The sequence below is a fragment of the Streptodolium elevatio genome (assembly GCF_053592165.1).
On sequence record NZ_JBSFVE010000002.1, the window covers coordinates 91,493 to 116,597 of the forward strand.

General features: G+C 72.5%; 13 protein-coding genes. 4 read left to right on the plus strand and 9 right to left on the minus strand.

Features of this window, described 5'->3' with window-relative positions; genetic code table 11:
* Positions 1-271: 271 nt before the first annotated feature.
* Positions 272-2,017, plus strand: coding sequence for a phospholipase D-like domain-containing protein (locus ACWD12_RS04425; protein ID WP_450098273.1), 1,746 nt, complete (start codon positions 272-274; stop codon positions 2,015-2,017).
* 146 nt (positions 2,018-2,163) lie between these two features.
* Here the strand turns inward: ACWD12_RS04425 and ACWD12_RS04430 are convergent, their stop codons facing one another.
* The 3 genes from ACWD12_RS04430 to ACWD12_RS04440 form a co-directional block, all read right to left on the minus strand.
* Positions 2,164-6,975 carry a DNA-binding protein gene (locus tag ACWD12_RS04430; RefSeq protein ID WP_450098274.1) on the minus strand — a complete coding sequence of 1,604 codons (4,812 nt, stop codon included), beginning with the start codon at positions 6,973-6,975 and terminating at the stop codon, positions 2,164-2,166.
* Positions 6,976-7,163: 188 nt separating this feature from the next.
* Positions 7,164-7,922 carry a histidine phosphatase family protein gene (locus ACWD12_RS04435; RefSeq protein WP_450098275.1) on the minus strand — a complete coding sequence of 253 codons (759 nt, stop codon included), beginning with the start codon at positions 7,920-7,922 and terminating at the stop codon, positions 7,164-7,166.
* Positions 7,919-9,424 carry an FGGY-family carbohydrate kinase gene (locus ACWD12_RS04440; RefSeq protein ID WP_450098741.1) on the minus strand — a complete coding sequence of 502 codons (1,506 nt, stop codon included), beginning with the start codon at positions 9,422-9,424 and terminating at the stop codon, positions 7,919-7,921. The genes ACWD12_RS04435 and ACWD12_RS04440 overlap by 4 nt, the downstream gene beginning before the upstream one ends.
* A 420-nt stretch (positions 9,425-9,844) precedes the next feature.
* Here ACWD12_RS04440 and ACWD12_RS04445 point away from each other — a divergent pair, with 420 nt between their 5' ends.
* The 3 genes from ACWD12_RS04445 (at position 9,845) to ACWD12_RS04455 (ending at position 13,234) form a co-directional block, all read left to right on the plus strand.
* Positions 9,845-10,630 (plus strand): DeoR/GlpR family DNA-binding transcription regulator, encoded by a 786-nt coding sequence (locus ACWD12_RS04445; protein WP_358352605.1) that lies wholly within the window; start codon positions 9,845-9,847, stop codon positions 10,628-10,630.
* A gap of 90 nt (positions 10,631-10,720) precedes the next feature.
* Positions 10,721-11,737, plus strand: coding sequence for a 2-hydroxyacid dehydrogenase (locus ACWD12_RS04450; protein ID WP_450098276.1), 1,017 nt, complete (start codon positions 10,721-10,723; stop codon positions 11,735-11,737).
* A gap of 39 nt (positions 11,738-11,776) precedes the next feature.
* On the plus strand, positions 11,777-13,234 hold the full coding sequence (locus ACWD12_RS04455) for an FGGY family carbohydrate kinase (RefSeq protein ID WP_450098277.1): 1,458 nt from the start codon (positions 11,777-11,779) through the stop codon (positions 13,232-13,234).
* 27 nt (positions 13,235-13,261) lie between these two features.
* Here the strand turns inward: ACWD12_RS04455 and ACWD12_RS04460 are convergent, their stop codons facing one another.
* The 6 genes from ACWD12_RS04460 to ACWD12_RS04485 all read right to left on the minus strand — a co-directional run bounded on the left by ACWD12_RS04460 (position 13,262) and on the right by ACWD12_RS04485 (position 25,080).
* Positions 13,262-17,338 carry a glycosyl hydrolase gene (locus tag ACWD12_RS04460; RefSeq protein WP_450098278.1) on the minus strand — a complete coding sequence of 1,359 codons (4,077 nt, stop codon included), beginning with the start codon at positions 17,336-17,338 and terminating at the stop codon, positions 13,262-13,264.
* A gap of 28 nt (positions 17,339-17,366) precedes the next feature.
* Positions 17,367-18,251 (minus strand): carbohydrate ABC transporter permease, encoded by an 885-nt coding sequence (locus ACWD12_RS04465; protein WP_358352613.1) that lies wholly within the window; start codon positions 18,249-18,251, stop codon positions 17,367-17,369.
* Complete coding sequence (locus tag ACWD12_RS04470) at positions 18,248-19,249, minus strand: carbohydrate ABC transporter permease (protein ID WP_450098279.1); 1,002 nt, start codon at positions 19,247-19,249, stop codon at positions 18,248-18,250. Before ACWD12_RS04470 ends, ACWD12_RS04465 begins: the two co-directional genes overlap by 4 nt.
* On the minus strand, positions 19,246-20,550 hold the full coding sequence (locus ACWD12_RS04475) for an extracellular solute-binding protein (protein WP_450098280.1): 1,305 nt from the start codon (positions 20,548-20,550) through the stop codon (positions 19,246-19,248). The genes ACWD12_RS04470 and ACWD12_RS04475 overlap by 4 nt, the downstream gene beginning before the upstream one ends.
* Positions 20,547-23,450, minus strand: coding sequence for a family 78 glycoside hydrolase catalytic domain (locus ACWD12_RS04480; RefSeq protein ID WP_450098281.1), 2,904 nt, complete (start codon positions 23,448-23,450; stop codon positions 20,547-20,549). Before ACWD12_RS04480 ends, ACWD12_RS04475 begins: the two co-directional genes overlap by 4 nt.
* A 613-nt stretch (positions 23,451-24,063) precedes the next feature.
* Complete coding sequence (locus ACWD12_RS04485) at positions 24,064-25,080, minus strand: LacI family DNA-binding transcriptional regulator (RefSeq protein ID WP_450098282.1); 1,017 nt, start codon at positions 25,078-25,080, stop codon at positions 24,064-24,066.
* Positions 25,081-25,105 lie beyond the last annotated feature (25 nt).

Here is a 25,105-nt window from a genome sequence, read left to right on the forward strand (position 1 = left end):
ACCTGTTGCGGGCACCTTCGTACCCGCCGACCTGCGGTGCGGCGCAAGTTCATCGACCGACGATCGTCCGGCCCCTGAGGAGGCTGCGCCTCCGGCGCCGGCCCCCTGAGCCGATCCACACGTTCCGAACATCGCTCTCCCCCCGGAGATGTCGAACGAGGGTGGTACGCGGAAAGGGCCCCCACCGCCTCCGCGTCGGTCATACTCTCGTGACAACCGCCGTGTTCACAAGCGGAACCGCAGAGAACTCGTACTGTCAGCAGGGGGACTGATGGCACGTCTTGACGACTTCTTCCTGTCATCGACCGACACCGGTGACGACCGCGAGTTCCGCGCCGAGAAGCGCGGGGGGACCACGGTCCGACCGATTGTCGACGGTGTGGCCACCTTCCAGGCGATGGAACGCGCCATTGCCGAGGCCACCACGACCGTCCACCTGTCGCTGTGGATCTTCAATCCCAAGACCCCGCTTCAAGCCCTTGGCGACGTCAACGCCAAGCTGGCCAAGCGGGGGGTGCGACGCAAGGTCGGCACCTGGGGCGAACTACTGGCCACCATGGCCGGATTGGGCGTCCAGACCCGCATCCTGCTCAACGACTTCGACGGAGTGCTGGGCAACGCGAATCACGAGAACAACTGGAACGCCTGCCGTCAGCTCAATGCCCTGAACGCCCGCTGGGGCAAAGGCAATCTGGAGACGGTCGTGACCATGCACGACGCGCGCGTCGAGGCGCTGGCGCCCTTGCTGGCTACCAGGGCCAGGGCCCTGCTGCCCAAACTCAACAAGGGCGGCTGGTCCGCAGCCCGCACCCGGGTGGCCACGATGCCCCGGCTCTGGCCGTACCTGGAGGTCGCCCCGACCCGTGACCGCTGGGTTCTCCGGGCCGACGCGCCGTGGCAGATGTACCCGGCCTCGCACCACCAGAAGCTGTGTGTGGTGGACCGGGTCACGGGCTTCTGCGGCGGGTTGGACGTGAACACCGGCCGCGTGGACACCCCCGCCCACAACAAGCGGCTGTGGCACGACATCCACGTCAAGGTGGACGGCCCGGTCGCGGCCGACCTCGACCGCAACTTCCTCGGACGGTGGAACACCGAGGCCCCGCTGTTCAACACGTTCGTCGCCATTCCGGGGCCGGCGGGGCTGGGCGCACCGGGCAAGACCGTGGCCCCCTCGGTTCCCGTCCCCTCGACCCCCGTCCCATCCGGCACCGGCCCGGCCACCGCCCAGTTGTGGCGCACCCTCTCCACGAACAGCGTCGCCTTCCCGGTGCCCGCCAACATCCGGGAGGACATCCAGGAGGGCTACGAGGCCGCGATCGCGCACGCCAACCACTTTGTATACGTGGAGAACCAATACGTCCGGTCCACCGATCTGGCCGAGTGGCTGATCGACCGCCGCGGCGACCGGCCCGAGCTCAAGCTGATCATCATGCTTCCCGTCGCCCCGGAGGAAGTGGCCGGGACACTCGACCCGGTGACCGAGCACGGTCTGTTCCTCCAGCACCAGACACTTTCCGCACTGATCGACGCGTTCGGCGCCGACATCGGCATCCACTCGATGGTGGCCCGCACCGCCGCGGCCACCAAGCACATCACCGACAGCGCCGGCAGCCGACAGATCTACATGCACAGCAAGGCGATGATCGTGGACGACGAATGGGCCACCGTCGGCTCCGCCAACACGAACCCGCGCAGCTTCCGCGTCGACACCGAGGCCAACATCGCCTGGTACGACCCGGCCGGAGTACGCGCGTTCCGGCTGGCCCTGTGGTCCGAAATCCTCGGCACTCCGGCCGCGACCATCGCCACCTGGTCCCCGGGCGAATTCGTCACCCGCTGGCACGACATCGCCCAGGCCAACGTCATCAAGACCGGCCCCGCGGCCCGTACCCGTCAGGGCTTCGTCGTGCCGCACAACATCGCCAGATTCCCCGGCCTCGACCACGTCGAAGTCCCCGACGCCTTCACCGAGGCATTCAACCCCACCCACCCCGAGCCGGAATACGTGGCCTGACACCCCGCGACCCCGCCACACAGCCGAGCCGCACCGGCGCGGCAGCACAATCACTCATGCCACCACGCCGACACGGGCGGGCACCGAACCGCGGGCGCGGAACGCGGGTGCTACAGGGGCGGATTCCGGGGTGGGGGTTGGTTGGGTTACAGGGGGATGGGCTGTGAGGCGTCGGCGGATTGGAGGCGGTGCCAGGCACGGCGGTAGAGGTCGGCGGCGGGTTCGGCGGGGACGACCGCACCGACTGCGGGCAGCGTCAGCCCGGTCAGGCCGTACAGCGGGAACTTCCAAGCTTCCAGCGGTAGATGAGGTGCCTTGGCGGTCACCCACTCCCCCGGCAGGAACAACGAGCGCCCGGCGCGGGCCCGGCGGGCCTCGACCACCCGGCTGCTGGTCGCGAGCGCGGTGCGGGCGGCTTTGGCCCGGGCGGGCTTCCAGCCGGTCCACAGGGCGGTGTTGCGGTCGGTCGGGTCGGGCATGGCGAGGAGCACGAGGTAGAGCGTGGCGGCGTCCTCGGTGATGTCCAGTTCACCGGCGACTTCGGTCACCAGGTCCGGGACCGATCGCGACGGGTCTTGCGGCCACCACGTTCCGTCGCGGTCACGGCTGCCGACGACCGGTTCCCCCGGGTCGCCGAGCAGGGCGGCGAAGGCCGGGTCGAAGACGCGGGCCAGGGCGGTCAGGTGCCGCAACGACCGGTCGAGTCTCGGAACGGTGGCGAGGGCCAGCTCGACGTACGGGTCGCTTCCGGCCCCGTCCAGCAGGTCCGTGCGTACGATCGGCGACGCGACGATGTTCGGGTGCGCATCCCAGTCCAGCCGGCACGGCACCACCAAGGCCCCGTAGCGCTCCCATTCGGCCCCGGTGTCGGCAGGCTCCCCGGCGGCTTTGCGGAAGGCGCCGAAGTGCGCGTTGACGTTCAGGTCGACCAAAGTTCCGGGGGCGGCCAGACGTTCGCGCAACCGGCGCAGCGTGGCCGGCAGTGTGGCGCGCAGCGGGTCGCCGGCCGGGAGCCGGTGGGCCAGCCACTGCACTGTCGCCACGGTCGCGACCAGGATCCCGCCGTGGAACGCCCACTCCGTGGCGTCGGAGGAGCGAAGGCGGCCCTCGTCGAGGGTCCAGGTGTGGTCCCGGGTCAGGGCGGGACTGGCATCGGGATCGACCGCGGCACGCAGCGCGCCGGAGGGCCCGCGGGTCGTGTCCACGTCGTGGATGGAGGCGTACCGGCCGGTGGACCTCGACCACCACAGGTCGGGCAGCGCGCCGACCGCGTCGACCAGGAGGGCGTCGGGCACCGGCCGCAGGCGGCCGACCCGGGAGTTCCAGACGGCGGCCGCGGCTGCCGCGTCCACGCCGTCGGTCCACAGCCGTGCCGGGTCTGCGGGCAGCAGCGCGGCGACCAGCTCGCCGCGCACGTCCGGGTCGGCCAGGCGCCGGATCTCGCCGCGGGCGGCTCCGGCCTCGGATGCCTTCAGGCCGAGCACGGCCCGGAGTTCGGCGGACGGGAAGGCGGGGCTCGACAGTTCCGGCAGGCCGGCCACGATCAGGCGGGCCATGGCCTGGCCCACTCCGGTGGCTTCGGCGAACACGTCGGCGGCCGACGGGTCCCACGGCACCTGGCCTTGTCGGCCCCACGTCTCCAGGAACTGCCCGAGCCCGGCGAACCACGCCGTGTCGATCGGTGCCGTATCGGTGACGGTGTATCCGCCAGGCAGTTCGAAACGGCCGGCGGGGTCGCGGACCAACGCCGTGAAGTCCATGCCGTACGTCTTGCGGTCCGGGGTGTAGAGCGGGACGTAGGCGTCGTTGACGAACGCGAACGCGCCTCCGCCGAGCCCCAGCACTCCTCGCGCCCCGTCGTCGTAGTACCTGTCGCCGTGCCATCCCGCGTGCCTCAGGGTCTCCTGGTCGGCGTGCATCCGGACACGGCGCCAGCTCGCCGGATTCTCGGCGTCCATCCGAAAGGCGTCGAGGAGCGTGAGCAGCGCCCGTAGGGCTTCCTGTTCCGCGGGCGGGGTGACCGGCGATGCGGCCTTGACCGCGACCGCCGAGGCACGCAGGACGAGATCGTCGACGGCAATGTCGGTACGGGGCACGTCCTTCGTGCCGAAGTGCAGCCGCCCGGCGTCGTCCGCGGCATCGTCGGCCGCCGATCGCCGGGCGGCGAACCGGGCATGAAGTTCTCGGAGTTGCCGGAAGGCCCGACTCCGGCCCTGATGGCGGGCCGCCGACGCCGGGTCGGGTGCGGTGCCGATGGCACGCGGTGTCAGTCCGATCCCGTCGAGTGCGCAGCGGAGCAGTTCGTCTCCCGGGTCGGTCTTCGGGTCACCCGGCACTTCCCGCGGCCCGTCCCCGGGTTCGGGGGCCGTGGCGCGCTCGGCGACGCCGTCGAGGACGGCCCGGCGTTCGCCCGCGAATCGGACCACTCCCGCGATCCCGGCGACCAGGACCGGGTCGGTGACCGAAGGGAGCAGGGCACGGACGGCCTTGGGCAGGTCGCTGTCGTCTCCCGTACCGGCGGCTGCGAGCAGCGCGGCCGCGGTTTCGTCGTCGACGGTCCGCAGGGCGAGGGAGCCTTCGCGGTCGCGGATCCGCATCATGTGCCAGAACGACGTGGGGGGCAGCACGGGATTGCCGGCCGAGAACGCCTCGAAGCCGCCGGCCGTCACCACGCCCTCCGGGTCCACGATGTCGACCCGGTCGTTCTTGTCGCGGACCAGCGCACGCGGCCGTTCGTCGCCGGGGAGTGTCAGCGCCGCGAAGGGATGGGCGGGGAACGGGCGGGAAGCCACGTCGCCCGGCACTGTCACGGCGCGGCCCGCGAGGTCCTTGCCGCGCAGGGTTCCGTCGGGCTGTGTGGTGACGTGCCAGCCGAGCAGCCCGTCGACGGGGACGGCGACCGGCGCCGGTTCGGCGATCGGGGCGGGCCGTACCCAGCTGTGGCGGCCGTCGAGGGCGTCGAGGCCGGTCTCGGCAGCTCCGGCGGCCATGAGGCCGGGCAGGTCGCGCTCATCCTGCGCTCCGGTCCCGGGGTCGTGCCGGAACCAGGCGGACGCCTTCTCGTCCCAGGCCCAGAATCGGGTTCCGTCGCCGCTGGTCGGGGATTCATCGGGGATGTCCGCGTCGCCCGCGCGGAGGACTCCGCGGCCGGTGAAGCGACCGCCGCCGGGCAGCGGCAGGGAGACCTCGCCGCTGCGCCGGTACTCCTCGGGGTCGAGGCCGAACAGTGCCACGGGCTCGGCCGGGCCGTCGGGCGCCTCGTCCGGCCGGTACCAGTAGCCGCGGTACCCCGCCCCGTACTCCCTCCAGTAGACGAGCAACGCGCCGTCCACATAGTGGAATTCGGGACGGGAGGCCCCCGTGGAAGGGGCGCGCGACGTGTGCCGCAGCACCACGCCTCCGGGGCCGAGCACCCTCACCTCGGTGTCCCTCGCCACCACAAGGTAGGGCCAGGCCTCGGCCACGTACGGCCGCCCCGTCGCGCCGCCTGCCGTGATCTCCTCGAACTCCGGCCAGCACAACTCGTCGGTGAGTCCGGCCCGCAGTGTTCGGGCCAACTCCGGGGCCAGATCGGCCTTCGTCGCCTCGACGACCGCATCCGAGGCGAGGGCCGCGATGTCGGGTGGCAGCCACGCGAGACTGCTCTGCGCCGACGGGAGGTTCGGCAGGCCCGCCGGAGCGGACGCACGGGACAGGTCGCATATCCAGTCGGCCAGCAGCACCCGGCCACCCGGGGTCGCGGCCAAGGCGCGCGCGGTCCTCGGGTGCTCGCTCTGGTCGTACCAGCCGCTCGCGCCGTTGCGGAACGCCCGGGCGAGGCCGGGCGCCGCGGCGAGGGCGCGCAGGTCTCGCCGGTCGTCGGTACGGGCCCACCGGTCGAGTTCGAGCCGGTGCCCGCCGGGGCGGGGATCGGTCATCGGGATGCCGAGCGACAACATGAGGTCGACCAGGTCGACGTCCGACGCCAGGGACCACGTCATCTCGAACGCCCCTCCGCTCGCGGCGAGTTCGCCGGTGATCCGCTCGGCGATCCGGGGCAGCAGCGCGTGCAGTCCGGGCATGCGGGGGTCCTCACCGCCGGGAATCCAGCCCTCCAGGATGCGGGTGAGCCACCCGGTGGTGCCGTCCGACGGGCGTTCCTCGTCGGTGACGCCGACGCCGTCGCCGAGCCCGGCGGTGGCGCCGCAGTCTTCCAGGAGGGCGATCCACACGCGGCAGAGCGCTCGGGCCTGGTCGAACGTCATGTCGTGCTGGTGCCACTTCGGTGCGACATCCAGCAGCCGGCCCCGGACGGCCGGCTCACGGCGGGCCACGGCGACCACGGCGGCCCGGTGTGCGTGCCACCACCCGGCGGGGGCCCGGACGACGACGGGCAGGCGAAGTATCTCCGCCAGATATGCCTGTTCGCGCCGGTCCTTGTCACCCGCCTCGCGCGCCAACTTGCGTACTGCCGAGGCCATTTGGACGGACGGCGGCAACCCCGCCCCGGTGCGGCGGACGCACAGGCGGGTGAACCGCGTGAAAGCCTCGTCGGCCGGCATACGGGTCAACAGGTCCTTGGAGTACTCCGCGACGGCCTTGGCGGGCAGCGCGTCGGCGACCACGAATTCGAGGAAGATCTCGTCGACGTGGTCGTCGTCCACCGCAAGGCCGTGCTCGGCCTCGGCCTGCCGGGCGGCAGCGAGCATCTGCGACGCGAACGCCTGGTGCCGGGTGGACAGGAACGCGCGTGCCGCGTGCTCGTGGAAGCCGGGCAGCACGTGCGGGGCTGAGCGGGTCAGCTCCGCGGCGATGCCCTGGTAGATGCCGAGCGCCTTCTTCGGCTGGGACCAGGCACGGTTGCGGGCTGTTTTGAGGTCCTGCGGCAGTCCCGGTAGCAGGCGCAGCAACCGCGCAGCATCACCAGGGTGTTCCCGGCGGATCCAGTCCACGAAATCCCCGGACGCACGAGTGCTCACGCGATCAGACCTCTCCACATAGCCGACTGGACGCTCGCCGCCGCCGAACGGGTTGGGCGAGGTCCGAGCGACGCTACCCGCGCCGGAGGACAATCGCGGGATGTGGCAAGGCCGTTCGGCGCCATGCGGACATTGGGAGCCGAAATGGGATACCGCGGCGGGGGTAGTCGCCGATCAGCCGAGGAGGCTCATCGGGTCGGCGGTCCCTGTCGCTTGGACGACGCGCAGTCCGCCGAAGTCCAGAACTCGGGCCTGGCGCCCTGGTTCACCGGGGCGGCGGCCGGGGCGTCGGGTGCCGCCGCGGGCGGAGGTGCGGGCAACGGCGGGACGTTGTAGGACATCAGCGCGACCTGATCCCCCGTCACCCGCAGTTCGGTGAGGGCGCAGTTGACGAGCCCGGGCAGGACCCGCCGGTACTCGCGTTCCGGAATACCGAGCAGCCGGCACAAGGTCAGCCGGAGCAGCGTGTTGTGCGCGACGACGAGGACACGCTGCGAGGGGTGCGCCGCAGCAATCCGTACCAGCGCGGCGGCGCCGCGACCGGCGGCGGCGTCGGGATTCTCGCCTCCTGGCAGCGGATGCCCGGCGGGGTCGAGGCGGAAGGCCGCCACCTCCGACGGGTGGGTGGCCTCCAGTTCGCTCAGCAGGCGCCCTTCCGCGATGCCGAAGTCGAGTTCCACGAGGTCCGGCTCGACGAGCGGGCTCAACCCCGTCGCCAGCGCCGCGGGTGCGGCGGTGCGCCGGGCGCGGGACAGGGGCGACGTGACGATCGCGTCGAGTCCGGCGTACTCGGCCCAGGCGCCGAGCGCGCTCGCCTGGGCGGTGCCGCGGTCGGTGAGGGAGATGTCGCTGACGCCCGCGTACCGGTTTTCGGCGTGCCAGACGGTCTCGCCGTGGCGGGCGAGGAACAGCGTGGTGGATCCGGCGGGGGTCGACCCGGTGCTCATCCGTGCTCCCGTGCGTAGTCGGCAGTGGTGCGGGGCAGCCAGCCGCGGCGTTCGAGTTCGCCGACGAGGGCGGCGAAGGGTTCGGCGAACCGGCGGGTGACGTCCGGCCGGGGGTCGAGTACGGCTCCCGTCCGCACCATGCCCCGGGAGGTCGAGGCGAGGGGCACCGCCACGCCGTCCGCCGCGCGGGCGCGTGCGATGCCGTGGGCCGCGAGGACAGCCATCCCCAGCGCGGGGTCGGTCTGCTCGGGGACGATGGCCGGACGGCCCAGGATGTCGGCGCGGAGCTGGTTCCAGTACGGGCTCCGGGTGGCGCCGCCGGTGAAGGTGACCGCCGCGTCGACGGGGGCGCCCAGCAGGCGGATGTACGCCAGGCACAGGCGCTCGACGAGAGCCACGCCCTGGAGGAGCGCCGCATGCCGGTCGGCGTCGTCCTCGGGTGCCGATCCGAGGATGAACGCCTCGGCGTCGGGGGCGAGGAAGGGGAAGCGCTCCCCGGAGGCGACCAGCGGGTACGCGATGGCGCGCGCCGGCTCGCGGGTGGCCGCCAGCCGGTCCAGCCGGGCGAGGTCGGCTCCGGGAAACGCCTTGGTCAGCGCGCCGGCGCCGACGCTGGAGGCACCGCCCGGCAGCCAGTGCCCGTCCGGGGAGCGGTGGTTGTACAGCACGCCCGCGGGGTCGCGGAGCGGTGTGGCGGTCACACCCTTGAGAACCAGGGTGGTGCCGAGCACCGAGTTCCACTGGCCGACGCCCCAGGCGCCGGAGCCGAGTTGGGCGGCACATCCGTCGGTCATTCCGGCGACGATCGGCGTGCCTTCGGTGAGTCCGGTGTGTGCGGCGGCGTCGCGGCAGACGGTCCCGAGCACGGTGCCCGGCGGGACGACGTCAGGGAACCGCAGGCCGTCCAGCCCCAGCCGGTCGTGCACGTGGGTGGGCCAGGCCGCCCGGTGCAGGTCGTACCCCGTCTTCAGTGCGTGGCTGGAGTCGGTCGCCACCGGGTGGCCCGCGAGCCGTCCGACGACATAGTCCGCCTGGTGGCAGACGCGGCTGCCGTCGATGCCGGACCGCGGTCCGCCGGACCACTGGTCGGCGTGCCGGGCCAGCCACACCAGCTTCGCCAGGGCCCAGCTGGGTTGGATGCGGAGGCCGAGTTCGTCCCACAGCGCGGCGCCGGCCTCCTGGGCCTCGCCGGCCTCGGCTTCGGCGCGCCCGTCGTCGTACATCAGCGCCGGGCCGACCGGTGCGCCGTCCGGAGAGGTCAGCAGCACGGTGCCGGAGGTACTGCACACGGACAGGCCGCGGACCCGCACCGACAGCGTGCCGTCGGCGGCGAGTGTCCGCCGTACCGCGGTGCCGACCGCCGACCACCAGTCCGCGGGGAGCTGCTGGTGGCGGTTTCCCTCGCGATGGCCGGTCAGTCCGGCGGAGCCCCGGCCGAGCACCCGTCCGTCGGCGGTGACGGCCAGGGCGCGTACGCCCTGCGTCCCGAGGTCGACGCCCATCCACACGTCCTGATGCCGGCTGTCTGTCACGCGCGCCGCCTTGTCGTTCGCCGTCTGGTGATTGCACGAGGATTTCACATCGTGTTGCTGCCGGATCCGCGTCGGCGGCGACACCCCCGCGGGCCGCCGTTCACCTCGTCGCACCTGTCATCTCACCTGGTGAGAGAGCGTTCTTCGGGGAGTGCGACGGGTTGACTCGGTCGCCGCGCGTGATGAACACTACTGAACGCTACATCAGCGTTGGATGTTATATCCACACCACTTTATGTTAGTTAAGCGTCACTCACGGAGGAGTCCGCACCCCCGCGCCGACCCGTGCGCGGCGTCCGCCACCGGCACGCCCGAACGGCCAGCACACTGATCTCCGGAAAGGGCAGCCAAGCTGTCCGCAGACGACGGCCCAGGACAGGACCCACGCACATGTCACAGGACAAGAGCCAGCGAGGCCCGCTGCAGCGGCGCAGGGAGATCTCCGACCACGTGCTGACCGAGGGATCCGCGTCCGCCGCGGATCTGGCCGAGATGTTCGGGGTCAGCCTGATGACGATCTACCGCGACATCGACGAGCTCGAACGTGAAGGCGTGCTGCGCAAGTTCCGCGGCGGTGTGACCGCCCAGCCCTCGGGCGTGTTCGAGAGCAACGTCGCCTACCGCCAGAAGTCCATGCGGGCGGAGAAGGAGGCACTTGCCGCCAAGGCGGTCTCGATGGTCGAACCGGGCATGTCCGTGATGATCGACGACTCGACCACCACACTCGAACTGGCCCGGCTGCTGCCGCGCATCGAACCCCTGACCGTGGTCACCAACTTCCTGCAGACCATCAACCTGCTCGCCGAGGAGCGCGGCATCCGCCTGATGGCGCTCGGCGGCGACTACGACCCGCTGCACGACTCCTTCCTCGGGGTGCCGTGCGTCGAGGCGGTCGAGGCCCTGCGCGTCGACCTGTGCTTCGTGTCCACCTCGTCCGTACTCGGCGGCTTCGCCTTCCACCAGGAGCAGCACATCGTCGCCGTCAAACGGGCGATGCTCCGGGCTGCCAGCCGCAACGTGCTGATGGTCGACCACTCCAAACTCGGCCGCACCGCACTGCACCGGCTCGCCCCGCTCACCGCGTTCGACCTCGTCCTGATCGACGACCGGACACCGCCGGACGTCCTGCGCTCGCTCGACGACAGCGGCGTCCGCTACGAGGTCGCCCCGACCTGACCGCGCCGAACGCACCGCCCCGGCCGGCCCGCCCCCAGTCCGCGCCCCGGGTCCGCGCCGTCGCCCCACCGCCAAGGAGAGAACTCGCCGATGCACATCCTCGCCGCCGGCGACCATTTCGTCGCCCCCGACCTGATCGCCCGCGAACTGACCGCAGAGATCGGCACCGGACACCGGATCGACCAGCTGTGCCTGCCCTGGCCGCTGACGCCGTTCGGACGGATAGCCGAGGTCGACGAGGCGTCCGGGGACGAAGAGACGATCCTCGGCGCCCTGCGCGGCGCGGAGGCGCTGGTGACCCAGATGGGACCGGTCACCAAGCGCATCCTCGACGAGGCGCCCGGCCTGCGCCTGGTGGTGATCGGCCGAGGCGGACCGGTCAACGTCAACCTCGAGGCGGCCGCCGAACGCGGCGTACGCGTGTGCAACACGCCCGGCCGGAACGCGGCGGCCACCGCCGAGTACACCGTCGGGCTGCTGCTGGCCGCCATGCGCCGCATCCCCGAGACCTCGGCCGCGCTCGCCGCCGGCCGCTGGGCCGGCGAGTTCTACACGTACGACAACTGCGGCCCGGGACTGGACGGGTCGCGCGTCGGCCTGATCGGCGCCGGGGCCGTCGGCAGCCGCGTCGCCCGTGCCCTGGCCGCGCTCGGCGCGCACGTCCGCATCCACGACCCCTACGCGGACCAGGCGTTGCTGCGCGAGCTGGGCACTCCCGTCGGCGACCTCGACGAGTTGCTCGCCGGCTCGGACGTCGTCTCGCTGCACGCCCGGCTGACCCCGGAGACCCGCGGCCTGCTCGGCGCCCGCGAGCTCGCGCTGCTGCCCGAGGGCGCGGTCCTGGTGAACTGCGCGCGCGGCGCGCTCCTGGACGAGGACGCCTTGTGCGACGCGCTGGAGTCCGGCCGGCTCGGGGCGGCCGGACTGGACGTGTTCGCCGTCGAGCCGCCCCCGGCCGATTCGCGCCTGCGCTCGGCACCGCGCCTGGTCATGACGCCGCATCTGGCCGGGGCCAACACCGCGGTCGCGCACAACGCGGCGCGTCTCGCGGCCGCCGAAGTGGGCCGGTACCTGCGCGGCGAACCGCTCGCGCACGGCGTCGTCTGACCGCGCCGGACCCGAGCGGACCGGCATGGCGAAACAACGATGGGAGACACGGTGTTCGTCGGACTCGACATGGGGACCTCGGTCGCGAAGGCGGCCGCCTTCGCGGACGACGGCACCGCGCTGCGCGTCGAGTCGACGCCCGTCTCGCTCGGCGGCCGGGGCGGACACCTGGAACAGGACGTCGAAGAGGTCTGGCGCGCGGCCGCCGGCGTCCTCGCCGCGGTGATCGGGGACGACCGCCCGGAGTTGGTGGCGGTCACCGGTCAAGGCGACGGCCTGTGGCTCGTCGACGCCGACGGGCACGCCGTACGCCCTGCCGTGTCGTGGCTGGACGGCCGCGCCGGCGGCCTGGTGGCGGACTGGATGGCCGACGGCGTCGCCGAACGGCTGTACCGGCGGACGGGGAACGTGCTGTTCCCGGGTTCCGCGGGTCCTCTCCTCGCCTGGCTGGACCGCCACGAGCCCGCCGCGCTGGACGCCGCGACGACCGCCGCGTCCTGCAAGGACGTGCTCCACCTGCGCCTGACGGGCGAGCGCGGCACCGACCTGTCCGACGCGTCCGTCCCCTTCCTCGACCCCCTCACCCGCACCTACGCCCCGGATGTGCTCGACGCACTCGGCCTCGGACACCGTGCCGGCCTGCTGCCCCCGATCGCCCGGACCCTCCCCTACGGCCGGGCGCACGGCGGCACTCCGGGCCTGCCCGCCGGGACCCCGGTCACCTCGGGGCCCTACGACCTCCCCGCGTGCGCGATCGGCGCCGGCGTGACCGAACCGGGCGACGGCCTCCTCACCGTCGGCACCACCCTGGCCTGCCAAGTGCTGGTCGAGACGGTCGCCCTCGACGCCGAACCGGTGGGGTTCCACCTCGCCACCTCCCGCCCGGACCGTCACCTGCGGGCGCTGCCCGCCATGACCGGCACGGCCGCACTCGACTGGGTCCTCACCCTGACGGGCGGCACACACGCCCAGGTCTCCGGCATGCTCGACGAGAGCCCGCGCGGGGCGCGGGGCGTCGCGGCGTTGCCCTACCTGTCCCCCTCCGGGGAGCGGTCGCCGTTCGTGGACCCCGCGGCGCGCGCCGAGTTCACCGGCCTCGACCTGCGCGCGGGCCGCGCCGACCTGGTCCGGGCCGTGTGCGAAGCCATAGCGTTCGCGGCCCGGCACTGCCTGGAGGCCGCCGGACTGACCGGCGAACTGGCCGTCTGCGGCGGAGGCTCACGAAATCGGGCCTGGCTGCGGGTGTTCGCCGACGTACTCGGGCGACCGCTGCGCGTGGCCCGGGGCCCGGAGCCCGGTGCCCGCGGCGCGGTCATCGCGGGTGTCGCGGCCCGCGCGGGGGACTTCGGCGGCGGCCTCGACGCGGCCGCCTGGACGCTCCCCGACGCGATCGTCGACCCCGACCCGGCGGGCGTCGCGCACTACGAGCAGGCTTATGCCGACTACCTGTTCCGCGTGGACAGCGCCCGCGCACGGTGGCACGGGACGCGTGCCTGACCCGTGCCACCGTGCGCGGGCGCGCCGTCACGCGACGCCGAGGACGCGTACCGGACCCATCAGTCCGGTGACCCGCTGGCCGGGGAACACGAAGTGTGTGGGGCTGGTCGCGTCCAGGTGCGGTGCGAGTGTCCCGTACACGGTGACTTCGGCCCTGACCGGAGCGTCCCCGACGAGTCCGGTCACGTCGAAGACGTAGGGAGAGCACACCCGCACGCCGGCCGAGACACCGGCGACGGACACTTCGGCGGTGCCGCGTACGCGTCCCAGGTCGAGCAGTACGCGGCCCGTCGCGGCCACCGGCGGCAGCATGCGGCCGTACCGCACGCCGCCGCTGTATTCGGCGAGCCCGCGTTCCTCCCAGTCGCCGAGCAGGATCGGGCCCCTACCCACCTCGCAGCGCACCGCATCGGCCAAGGCCGCGCCGCCCCGGCGGCCCGGGCCGGTCCGCACCCGCAGCGCGGCGGTCCGCGCGCCTGCCGGTCCGTCGTCGGACAGGTCGACCTCCACCGTGCGGACGCCGTCGTCGGTTCCGCTCGTGACCGCGGTCCGCTCGCGCCCGTCGACGAACACCGCCGTGTCGCCGTGCACGCGGGCCGTCAAGCGCAGCGCGCCGGGAGGAAGCCGCCACTCGAACCACTCCACCGCGGCGCCCCGGCCGGGGACCGCGAAGTCCACCGGCAGCACCGTCCCGTCGTCGGCGTCGGGGTCCAACCAGGCGGCACCGGGCAGCGGATGCGGTCGGCGGCGCAGGTACAGCGCCGCGGGGTCGCCGACCGCCTCACGGCGCACCACGGCCGGCTCCCGCACGCCGCCTCGCTCCGACCACCACGCCGCGTCGCTGTGCACCGCCGTCTCGCCCAGAACCGCGTCGACCAGCACGGCAGGGTCGCCGTCGGCGGCGACCTCCACCGTGATGTCGTTGTCGCCGACCCGCAGCGCCTCCGTGACGTCGTGCCGCCGCACGCGCGGGATCGCGTGGTCGGCGTACGGGTCGAACCCGCCCTGCCTGCCGACCGGTTCCCCGTTGACGCGGAGCACGCAGGATCCGCGGGCCGCGACCTGCACGACGGCCCGCGCGGGAACCGCCGCCAGCGACACGGTCGTGCCCAGCACCGCGCCGCCGCCGGGTCCGGAAGCGAGGATCCACTCCGGCCGCCGATAGCGTTCGACGTCGCGCACCAGCGCGACATTGGCGCGCAGTTCGCCGTCGTGCTCGGCGGTCAGGTCGAGTTCGAGGAGGCGGCGACCGGGCGTCAACTCGACCGGGCCGAACGCGAGATGCCCTCGGTCGTCCAGTGCCACGGGCAGCCCGTCCAGCCGCACCGACTTGACCGCCGCCGCGCCGATCGCCAAGTGGCCGTCGAACGGTGCGTCGAGCAGGAGTTCGGTGCGCACGCGCACGACACTTCCGGCGGTGGCGGGTCCCAGCCGCAAGAACTCCTCCGGCACATGTCCCTTGGGTCCGAGCACGTCGCGGTGGACCGGGTCCTTGTGGATCCCGCGGGTGTCCGACCACGCGACTTCGGACCGCACCGAGCCCTCGGCGTCGACAAGCACCGCGCGTGGACCGAACATCGCGTGCACCTCGCCCGCGGCGTCCGTGGTCGCGGGCGCGCCGCCGTCCTCCCGGTCGTCCTCCGGGTGGTCCGCCCGCTCGCCCTCGGCGTCGACCCGTTGTTCGACACGGTGCCGGAAGGCGCGCGTCTCGACGAAAGCCGTCCCTACCGGCGGCGGCCCGGTCGCGGGGCGGGAGAAGTCGCCCCACGTGTCGTCGAGGGTCGGGACAAGTTCCATGTCCCAAGCGGCGTCGGCAGGGATCTCCACAAGCGGCGCGGACGCCGGCGTGGACACCGGCACGGCTGCGGGCAGGGGCGACGCACCCGGGTCCGTCGGCGACGCGTCCCCGGGAAAGACCACGATCGCGGCGGGGCCCGCGTCGAAGGGCACCTCGACGTCCACCGCATGCGGATCGTCGGAGGCGGGGTGCACCGGGAGCACGCGGGGAGTTCCGCCGAAGGGGTCGAGCAGGACCGCGGGCCCCTCGACGCCGCGGACCCGCGCCCGGGCGTGGGACGCGTACCGGGCCGGGTCGAAGTCGTACCGGGCGTCCAACCAGCCCAGGGCGGCTCCCCGTTCGTCGGGCGCGGCGACGGCCGCGTGCGTCGCCCGGGGGCTGCCCGCGGTCAGGAACAGCACGGTGGCCCCGTCGACGCGGCGCGCGAGCACCGGGACCGAGGCACGGACCACCCGCTCCCGCACCGCGAGAACGTCGTCGAGATCGGCCGACGCGGGGACGAAGACCGCGCGGCCGTCGGCGAACAGCGCGAGCAACGCGTCCAGGGCCTCGGTCGCGTCCGGCCCGACGACCCGTCGGGGCAGCGCGCCGACCGCGACCACGGTGCCGCCGGCCGCGGCGAACTCGACCAGCCGGCGTGCCGTGTCCTGTTCCAGGACGGTGCAGGCCGGCAGCACGATCACCGCGTACGCCTCGTCGGCCACCCGCATCCGCGCGTGCGTACCGTCGTCGTGGACGCGCGAGGCGGCCACGGAGGCGTCGTCGATGACATCGGCGTCGACGCCGAGCCGGTCGAGGACGCCGGGCGCGGTGCGGAACCACGTCATGTCGCCGACGAGTTCGAGGTACGTCTCCTGCGCCCGCCGCGCGTCCGCGCCGACACCGTCCAGCGCCGCACCGGCCTGAACCGTGGTCGTCGGCAGCAGGACCGCGACGTCGCACAGGTGCCGGTCCAGGCTCAGCACCGCGCACAGCCGCGTCACCGCGTCGGCGAACACCCGGTGGTGGCGCCAGTAGGGCTGACGCCAGTCGGTGCCCGGCGGAGCCCACTCCCACCAGCCGCCCTTGGTCGTGTAGTAGACCGCGTGCGGGTTGTACAAGGTCGCACCGGCGCGCAGCCATGGCAGCAGCCAGTCGAACGTCTCCTCCAACGTGCCGCCCCACCCGGTGGAGTGGAAGGCCTCGATCCAGGTGCGCGGCCTGCCGTAGAGGTGGGCCAGCGAGGAGTGGATGCGGGCGTCGCCGTGGTGGTCGGATCCGGGTGCGGAGAACCAGCGGTGGGTGCGCGCGTAGTCCGCGTACAGTTCCACGCCGCCGACCGGGTGCCCGGCCCGCGCGGGATCCTGTTGGTCGCAGCCGACGAGCAGGCCGTGCTTCTCGTGCCACTCGGCGAGTGGGCGGAAGAAGGCGCTCTCGGCCAGTTCGGCCCGTGTGCGGTGGTAGTCGCGCCGGACCTGTTCGGCGTCCGGTCGGCTGCTGTCGTGGTAGAGCGCGTCCAGGCGGGCGGTGAGGTCGTAGCCGCGCAGCGAGCGGAACGCCTCGGCGAAGCCGTCCGACCACGTGGGCAGTGCGGGCAACTCGTCCTGGAACGAGCCGACGACGACCGACCCGAGACGGTCGCCGAGGCGCCGTTCGAACGCGCCGTGCACCTGGTCCAGGAGCGTCGCGCACGCCTCGGTGCCGAGGTAGTCGAAGCCGAGGGGCGTGTGGTGGTGCAGCGTCAGCCGCCACCGCCCGGGACCGGGTGCCCGGACCACCTGGCCGTCCGGGACGAGGGCGACCGGCGGTCCGGTGGGGCGGTCGTCGCCGTCCACCGGTTCGGCCCGTGCCGCGATCGGCCGCCCCGGCTCGGGGCACCGCAGTTCGCCCGGCACGTCGGCGCCGTCGACGACCGCCCGCAGGCGTTCGAGCCGTCGCCCGCCGTACCGGGGGTTCTCGTCCACCAGGCGGGCCTGCAGATCCGCGCCCGAGAAGCCGAGTTGGTCGTAGAACCACAGGCCGATCCCGAGCTCGCGGGCGTCGTCGCACACTCCTTGCAGCAGAAGCCACCAGGCTTCGGACAGGAACGGCGGGTCGTCGGCGTCGGCGCCGAACAGCGGGCCCGACGGCGCGAGGTTGAGCAGGACCAGGTTGAACACGCCGCCTTCGGCGAAGCGTTCCAACTGGTCCCGGAGCCGGGCGGGGTCGAGCGCCTCCCCGCTCCACCACCAGATGGCGGTGGGCGAGAAGGCGCGCGGCGGGTCGGCCAGGATCGCGGCGATCCGGCCGGGCAGCGGACCCGGGTCGCCGACGGGTGCGTGCGTCATGGGGTTGCCTGTCTGGATCGGTCGCCGGTCAGCCCTTGAGGCCGCCGGCGAATCCCTTGATCACGTAGCGCTGCAGGACGAGGAAGACCACGAGGATCGGCAGTGCGGCCAGGACGAGGCCGGCGAAGACCAGCCCGTAGTCCGAGACGTACTGCCCCACGAAGGAGAACACCCCCACCGGCACGGTCTCCTTGCCCGAGCCGCTCAGGTAGAGCAGGGGTGTGAAGAAGTCGTTCCAGATGAAGACCGCGTTCAGGATGACCACCGTCCCGGTGATCGGGCGCAGCAGCGGGAACACGATCCGGGTGAACGCCTGCCGGTGGTTGCAGCCGTCGATCAGCGCCGCCTGCGCGTAGTCCTGCGGCAGCGCGCGGATGAATCCGGTGTAGAGGAACACGGTGAAAGGCAGCTGTATGCCGGTGTAGAACAGCACCATGCCCTGGTAGGTGCCGAGCCAGCCGAGGCTGTCGACCAGCTTGTACAGCGGGATCATGCCGAGTTGGAACGGCAGCACGATTCCCAGCAGGAACAGGATGTACAGACCGTAGCCGAGTCCCTTGGCGCAGCGGGCGAGGTAGTACGCCCCCGTGGAGCCGATGACTATGAGCAGCAGCAGGCTGACCACGGTGATGAGGGTGCTGTTGAGCAGCGCGGAGCCGAGCGACGCGGACGTCCAGGCGTCGCCGAAGTTGCCCAGGGTGGGCGGCTCGGGCACGGACAGCGGGGAGTTGGCGATCTGCTCGGGGTCCTTCATCGCCAGCGTGACCAGCGCGTAGACCGGGAACAGGAAGGCCACCGCGACCGCGACCATGACGAGTTCGAGCCCGTAGCGGCCGAACTCGGCGCGCAGCCTTCGGCGGTGCGGCTTCACCGGGCTCGCGGGGGCGGTGTCGACGACGGCACCGGTGCTCATGCGGTTACCTCCCGGGCGCGTAGGTAACGGAGTTGGACCAGGGAGACGGCCGCGACGAAGATCGCGAGCACCAGGGCCACGGCGGTGCTGTAGCCGAACTTCCCGTAGACGAAGGCCTGTTTGTAGAGCACCGTCGACAAGGTCTCGCTGGAGGTGCCGGGGCCGCCGTTGGTCGCGGCGTAGACCTGGTCGAAGAGCTTCAGGCCGCCGATGGTGGACAGCATGAGGTTGATCGTCAGCGCCGGGGCCAGGAGTGGCCAGGTGACGTAGCGGAAGCGCTGCCAGGTGCCCGCGCCGTCGATCCTGGCCGCCTCGTGCAGTTCGGCCGGTACGCCCTGCAGGCCGGCGAGGAAGATCACCATCGAGTAGCCGGCGTACTGCCAGATGACCATGGCGGCGACGGACCACAGGGCGAGGGACGGGTCTCCGAGCCAGTCCTGGCGCAGGCCGCCGAGGCCGACCGCGCCCAGGACGCCGTTGAGGCCCGCGCCGTCGTCCGGGTTGTAGATGTACTTCCACAGGAACGCGACCATGACGGGGCTGACCACCGCGGGGGCGAAGAAGATCACCCGGAGCAGCGACTTGGTCCTGATGTTCGCGTTGACGCCCAGCGCGAGCAGGAGTCCGATGCCGTTCTGCACGACGACGACGGCGACGGTGAGCAGCAGGGTGTTGCGGATGGATTCGCGGGCCATGTCGTCGTGCAGCAGCGTCCTGAAGTTCTCCAGGCCGGTGAACGAGAAGCCGCCGACGCCCGACCAGTCGGTGAAGGCGTAGAACATGCCCGCGATGCTCGGGTACAGGACGACGACCGCGTACACGACCAGCGCCGGGACGACGAACAGCCATGGCGGCGCGGTGGGATTGCGGCGGGGCCGGCGGCGCCGCGCGGTGGCGGGCGGCCCGGACTTGCCGGTGGTCGGCCCTGTGACGGGAGGCCCGGACCCGGCGTCGGTGACCACCCCGACCCCGGATCCGCGGTTCGGTGCGGAGTTCACGACTTCTTCCCGTACGCCTCGTCCATCTGGCCGAGCGCGCCCTCGACGTCGGTCTTGCCGGCGAGCAGGTTCTGGACGGCGGCGAAGTGGGCGGGCTGCACCTCGGCGTTGGGCCAGCGCTGGTCCATGAACGGCACCGCGTGGTCGGCGTCGATGATGGGCAGGAAGTCGGCCAGCGCCGGGTCGATCGTGCTCGACGCGTCGCGTTTGAACGGGATGGCGGAGACGGAGGCCGCCCAGCGGTTGATGTTCTCCTGCCGGCCGAGGAAGTCCACGAACGCCAGGGCCTTGTCGCGGTTCTTGCCGCGCGCCGAGACGCCCAGCCCGACGACGGTGCCCGCGGGGATCCAGGGCTGGCCGGCGTCGTCCCAGCCGGGGAAGGGGAACATGCCCAGGTCGTCGGGTGTCGAGGTGGCCTGGCGGAAGCTGGAGAGCACCGCGGAGACCTGCACGGCCATCGCGGCCTTGCCGGTGGCGACCATGGAGGTCTGCTGCTCGTACGTCGTCCCGTTCGGGTTGTCGTTGAAGAAGCCGCGCTTCTGCAGGTCCTGGTACTTGGTCAAGGCGTCCGCCCAGCCCGAGCCGCGGAACTTGGCGCGGCCACTGGCCATTTCGTCGTCGAAGCCCGGGTTCTTCGCGTACACGGCGGACGGGACGAGCGCGTAGGTGATCAGCTGGGTCACCCAGGGCGTCTGCGCGCCGAGGGCGATCGGGACTATGCCCTTGGCCTTCAACTGTGCGCACACGTCGAGGAGTTCCGCCCAGGTCTTGGGCGGCTGCAGGCCGGCCTGCGCGAACACCTTCTTGTTGTAGATGGCGCCGATCACGCTGCTGCCCGCCGAGTACAGGAAAGTCTTGCCCTCGCTGCGGTAGGCGGCATCGAGGCCGGACGGGACGTCCTTCGTCCACGCCTGGGCGCTCAGGTCGGCGAGCAGGCCGGCCTTCGCGAGTTGTGCCATGGACATCGCGCTGCCGTTGCCCGGGTACAGGACATGCAGGTCGGGGGCGTTGCCGCCGGCCAGTTGGGTGCGTACCACGGTCTGGACCTGGTCGGTCGGCGCGAAGGAGGTGCTGAAGTCGACGTCGGACTGGGTCTGCTTGTACGCCGCGAGGAGTTCCTCCATCGGCTTCTGCTGGTCCGCGACGCCGACCACGCGCACTTTGCCCGAGCCGCCCGAGGACGAGCAGGCGGTGAGGGACAGGGGAAGCGCGGCGACGGCCGCGACGCCGCCGCCGATCCGGAGGAAACCTCGGCGGCTGACCGTGCTCTGCCCGAACAGGCTGCGGGAACCCGTGATCATGGTGTTTCCTCCTCGTGGGGGCCGGCGGGCTGCGTCGCCGCCGGACTCGGAATGCGTGGCGGGCGGTGCCGGCCGAGTGGCGTCGGTCCGGGATGCCTGCCCATCGGGGTGTGGGCGGCGGTGAAGCGGTAGCGCCCGGAGGCCACGCGCGCGACGACATGGTCGTCGGCCGTCTCCAGGACGGTGACGTGCTCGGCTTTGGGTAGGTCGAGGTCCGATTCGCGGACCGTCCGGGGGTCGGTGGTGGGGACGCGCACGTCGGCGATGGCTCCCGGAGGTACCCGGACGCACAGCTCGATGCGGTCTTCGTGCCGGGTCCAGGCGGTCTCGACGGTGCCGCGGGCGGATTCGTACCGGGCGGCCGCGTGGCCGAGGTCGCCGGGAACCGGGCGTACGCTCAGGTGCCGGTATGCGGTGGACTCGGGGGCCTGGTCGAGTCCCGCGACGCCGCGGTACAGCCACTCGCCGATCGAGCCGAGGGCGTAGTGGTTGAAGGAGTTCATCGAGGCGGCGCGGAACCCGGTCTCGGGCGTCCACCCGTCCCAGCGCTCCCAGATCGTGGTGGCCCCGTGCCGCAGCGGGAACAGCCACGACGGCGCCTCGGTACGGCGCAGCAGCGCGTGCGCGAGGTCGGCGCGACCGTGCGCGTCCAAGACGGGTGCGGCGAGTGCGACGCCGAGAAACCCCGTTTGCAGGCGGGGGCCGTCGGTCTCGACGAGTTCGGCGAGTCGGCGGGCGGCGGCCTCGGTGTGCCCGGTGGGCAGCAGCCCGAACGCGAGCGCGACGAGGTAGCCGGTCTGGGTGTCCCCCGCGACGCGGACGACCGGGGTGCCGTCGGCGTCCTCGACGGTGACGAAGTGTTCGCGGAAGGCGGTGCGGATGTCCGCGGCGAGCCGGTGGTACGTCTTCGCGAGGTCCTGGTGGCCGAGGACGTCGGCCGCACGCGCGGTGAGATGCGCGCTGTGTGCGAAGTACGCGGTGGCGATCACCTCGCGGGGCGTCGGTGTCCCGGGCGCGAGCCAGTCGGAGAAGTGCGGCCCCACCCGGTGGCGCCAGACCAGGTCGGGGTTGTGCCGGTGGATCAGGTCGACCCAGGTGTGCATGCCGTCGAACGCGCGGGCGAGGAACCGGCTGTCGCCGTAGACCCGGTACAGGTGCCACGGGATGATCACGCCCGCGTCGCCCCAGCCGGGCGCGCCCTGGTCGGCCACGCCGACCAGGCGCGGGGCGACGTTGGAGAATCCGCCGTCCGGGTCGCGGGCGTCCTCGACGTCGCGCAGCCACTTGGTGAAGAACGCGGCGACGTCGGCGTTGAGCGCGGCGGTCGGCAGGAAGACCTGCGCGTCGGCGAGCCAGCCGAGCCGCTCGTCCCGCTGCGGGCAGTCGGTGGGCACGCTGACGAAGTTGGAGCGCTGGCCCCAGGCGACGCAGTCGTACAGGCGCCGGATGTCCGGGTCGGAGCAGTCGAACCCGCCGGCCCACGAGGTGTCGCTGTGCAGGGCGACCGCGACGACGTCCGCGCCGGACAGCTCGCGGATCCCGCGGATCTCCGCGTAGCGGAAGCCGTGGTAGGTGAAGCGCGGTTCGAACACGATGCGGGGGCGGCCGTCCGAGATCAGCACGTCCGTGGCGGCGGCGGTGCGGAGGTTGTCGGTGTACAGCCGGCGCGACGTGTCCAGGACCTCGGCGTGGCGGATCACCACGCGCGCGCCGCTGGGCAGTCCCGCGGCGTTCAGCCGTATTCGGCCGGCCATGTTCTGGCCGAAGTCGACGATGTGCGTGTCGGGGGCTATGCGCGCGATCGAGCGCGGGCGGACCTCCGCCATCGCGCGGACCGGCTCGTCGGCGGAGGCGACCAGGAGGCGGTGGTCGCGGTCGACGACCATCGCCGGGGACCAGTGCACGTCGTCGAACCCGGGGTGCTCCCAGCCCGCGGCAGCGTGCCGCAGGTCGTGGCACTCGCCCATGAGCAGGTCGGCGTGCCGGACCGCCCCGGTGGCGGTGCGCCACGTGTCGTCGGTGGCGATCGTGGTGGTCGTTCCGTCGGCGGCGGTGATCCGCAGTTCGGCCAGGAGTTGCGGGAACGAGCCGTAGTGGGCTCCCGCGCGGCGCGGTTCGAAGCCGACGAAGCCGCTCCACCAGCCGTCGGCGACGGTGGCGGCGAGCACGTTCTCGCCGTCCTGGAGCAGGTCGGTCACGTCGTACGTCTGGTACTGGATGCGGCGGGTGTAGTCGGTCCAGCCGGGCGCGAGTTCCGCGTTCCCGACGCGGGTGCCGTTGACCCGCACGTCGTACAGGCCGCGGGCACTCACGTACAGGCGTGCGCGCCGGGTGCCGGCGGTCAGGGTGAACGTGCGGCGCAGGACGGGGCACGGCGCAAGGCCGTAGTTGTCGAGTGCCCTCTCGCCCTCGATCGGCGCGTCCATGACCGGGAGGGGATCGGGGTCGTGGGTGATCCACGCGGCCTGCCAAGCGGAGTCGGTCATTCCGGTTTCGAACCACGAAGTGGCCTCCGCCGGTACGGGCGACCCGGCCGACCATACGTCGACCCGCCAGTGGTAGCGAGTGCGGGGGCGCAGGGCGGGGCCGGCGTACGTCACCCCGATCGCGTCGGCGTCCTGGACGCGGCCGGTGTCCCACAGCGCCTCGACGCCGTCCGCGAGACCGGCAGCCTCCTCGGCGACGCGGACGCGGTAGGCGACGGGGTCGTCGCCGCGCCGCGCGGAGGACAGCCGCCAGCCGAGCAGAGGGGCGGTCTCGTCGATGCCCAGCGGCGCGGTCCGGTGCTCGCAGCGCAGGCCGTAGGGCCGCAGGCCCTCGGCGCCCGCCGCGTTCGCGCGCCCTTCGAGAGCGTCCGCGAGGCGGGGGGCGGGCACATCCGCTGCCGGGGAACCGGGCACGGGCTCGTCCTTCCTCTACGCCTGATGCGGCGTACCACCTGGTGGCACACATCGCCGTCGGCTGGCGTGAAGACGATGTGAAATCTAACGTCAATTCTGTGGCGTGGACACTACGAGCCGCTTATGAATCGTGTCAAGGATGTTCGCGGTGCGTGCGAAAGTCGCCTCGCAGCGTCAGCAAAGAGCCCATGCATCGGGATTTTTGGGACGACCGGGGCCGGATGCGGCCGCTCTTGTCAGCCCATACGCGTGCGTGATATTTACTGTGTGAATACAACACCCTGTTGCGTTAAATCACGACGGCAACCCTCGCTCCGGAGCACGCCGAACGGCCGGACCGCCGTCCCCCTCGCGCTCCCGACGATCTGCCGACGCCAAGGGGATTCCACATCCGGGAGAAGGCATTCGCGTTCCGGCGGGCCAGGACAGGACCAGGCCACCGCCAGACCAGTGCTGCACCAGCGCTGGACGAGTACTGGACGAGTGCCAGGGCAGGAACCAAGGCCGGACCAAGCCCGGCAGACGAGACAGGCCGGGACAGCCCGGGCGGGGACCGGGAACCACGGTCCTGAGGCCGGTCCGGGGGTACGCCCCCCGTGCGCACCGGGCCCCGTCAGCCGGCCGTCGACTCGCGGACCACCAGCTCCGGCTGGAAGGTCACCTGCTGGTGGGCGTGCCCCTCGGGGTTCTCGCACTCGTCCAGCAGCAGCTCGGCGGCCGTCTGACCGAGTTGGTAGGTCGGCTGGCGCACCGAGGTGATCGGTATGGCGGCGGCCGCCGCGAACTCGATGTCGTCGTAGCCCACCAGCGCGACGTCCTGGGGGATGCGGACGCCGGCCCGCAGCATCTCGCGCATGAAGCCCATGGCCAGCAGGTCGTTCGCGCACAGGACCGCAGACGGCAGGCCCTTCTTGCCGTCGGCCAGCAGTCGGCGCGCGGCCTCGGCGCCGGAACGGGCGTTCATCCCCGACACCTGTACGTCGCGCACGGCGCCGCTCAGGCGCAGCCCGGCCCCGCGCAGCGCCCGGCGCATCCCGCGCCGGCGCTCCTCGCACTGACGAATCGTCAGCGGGCCGCTGACGAACGCGAAGTCGTCGTGGCCCGCGGCCAGCAAGTGCTCGGTGGCCAGTTGTCCGCCGGCCTCGTCGTCGACCGCGACCGAGCACAGGTCGGGGCGGTCGCCGCTGCGGTCGAGCAGCACGACGGCCATGCCGCGGGCGCGCAGCGCGTCCACCGGCAGCGCGGAGTCGTGCGCGGGAGTGACCAGCACCCCGCGTACCCGCTGCTCCTGCAGGACCTGGAGGTACGTCTCCTGCTTGACCACCGAGTCGTCGGAGTTGCAGAGGATCACCACCGTGCCCCGGCGGCTGGAGACGTCCTCGACACCGCGGGCGACGTCGGTGAAGAACGGGTTCGCGACGTCGAGCACGATCAGCCCGAGGGCGTTGGTGCGTCCGGAACGCAGCGACCGGGCGGAGTCGTTGCGCACGAAGCCCAGTTCGTCGATCGCCCTGAGGACGCGGCTACGGGTGGCCTCGGAGACGCGGTCGGGCCGGTTGAGCACGTTGGAGACCGTGCCCACCGACACTCCCGCGTGCCGGGCCACGTCCTTGATACCCGTCGTCGCCATGCCGCCCAACTGTGGTGATCAACTC

What these genes read in the sequence shown, in the direction of transcription:
- ACWD12_RS04485 (WP_450098282.1), bottom strand. Translation starts at nt 25,080, where the DNA reads ATGGCGACGACGGGTATCAAGGACGTGGCCCGGCACGCGGGAGTGTCG.
- ACWD12_RS04425 (WP_450098273.1), top strand. Translation starts at nt 272, where the DNA reads ATGGCACGTCTTGACGACTTCTTCCTGTCATCGACCGACACCGGTGAC.
- ACWD12_RS04440 (WP_450098741.1), bottom strand. Translation starts at nt 9,424, where the DNA reads ATGGGCGTCGACCTCGGGACGCAGGGCGTACGCGCCCTGGCCGTCACC.
- ACWD12_RS04465 (WP_358352613.1), bottom strand. Translation starts at nt 18,251, where the DNA reads ATGAGCACCGGTGCCGTCGTCGACACCGCCCCCGCGAGCCCGGTGAAG.
- ACWD12_RS04435 (WP_450098275.1), bottom strand. Translation starts at nt 7,922, where the DNA reads ATGAGCACCGGGTCGACCCCCGCCGGATCCACCACGCTGTTCCTCGCC.
- ACWD12_RS04450 (WP_450098276.1), top strand. Translation starts at nt 10,721, where the DNA reads ATGCACATCCTCGCCGCCGGCGACCATTTCGTCGCCCCCGACCTGATC.
- ACWD12_RS04445 (WP_358352605.1), top strand. Translation starts at nt 9,845, where the DNA reads ATGTCACAGGACAAGAGCCAGCGAGGCCCGCTGCAGCGGCGCAGGGAG.
- ACWD12_RS04460 (WP_450098278.1), bottom strand. Translation starts at nt 17,338, where the DNA reads ATGACGCACGCACCCGTCGGCGACCCGGGTCCGCTGCCCGGCCGGATC.
- ACWD12_RS04455 (WP_450098277.1), top strand. Translation starts at nt 11,777, where the DNA reads ATGGGAGACACGGTGTTCGTCGGACTCGACATGGGGACCTCGGTCGCG.
- ACWD12_RS04475 (WP_450098280.1), bottom strand. Translation starts at nt 20,550, where the DNA reads ATGATCACGGGTTCCCGCAGCCTGTTCGGGCAGAGCACGGTCAGCCGC.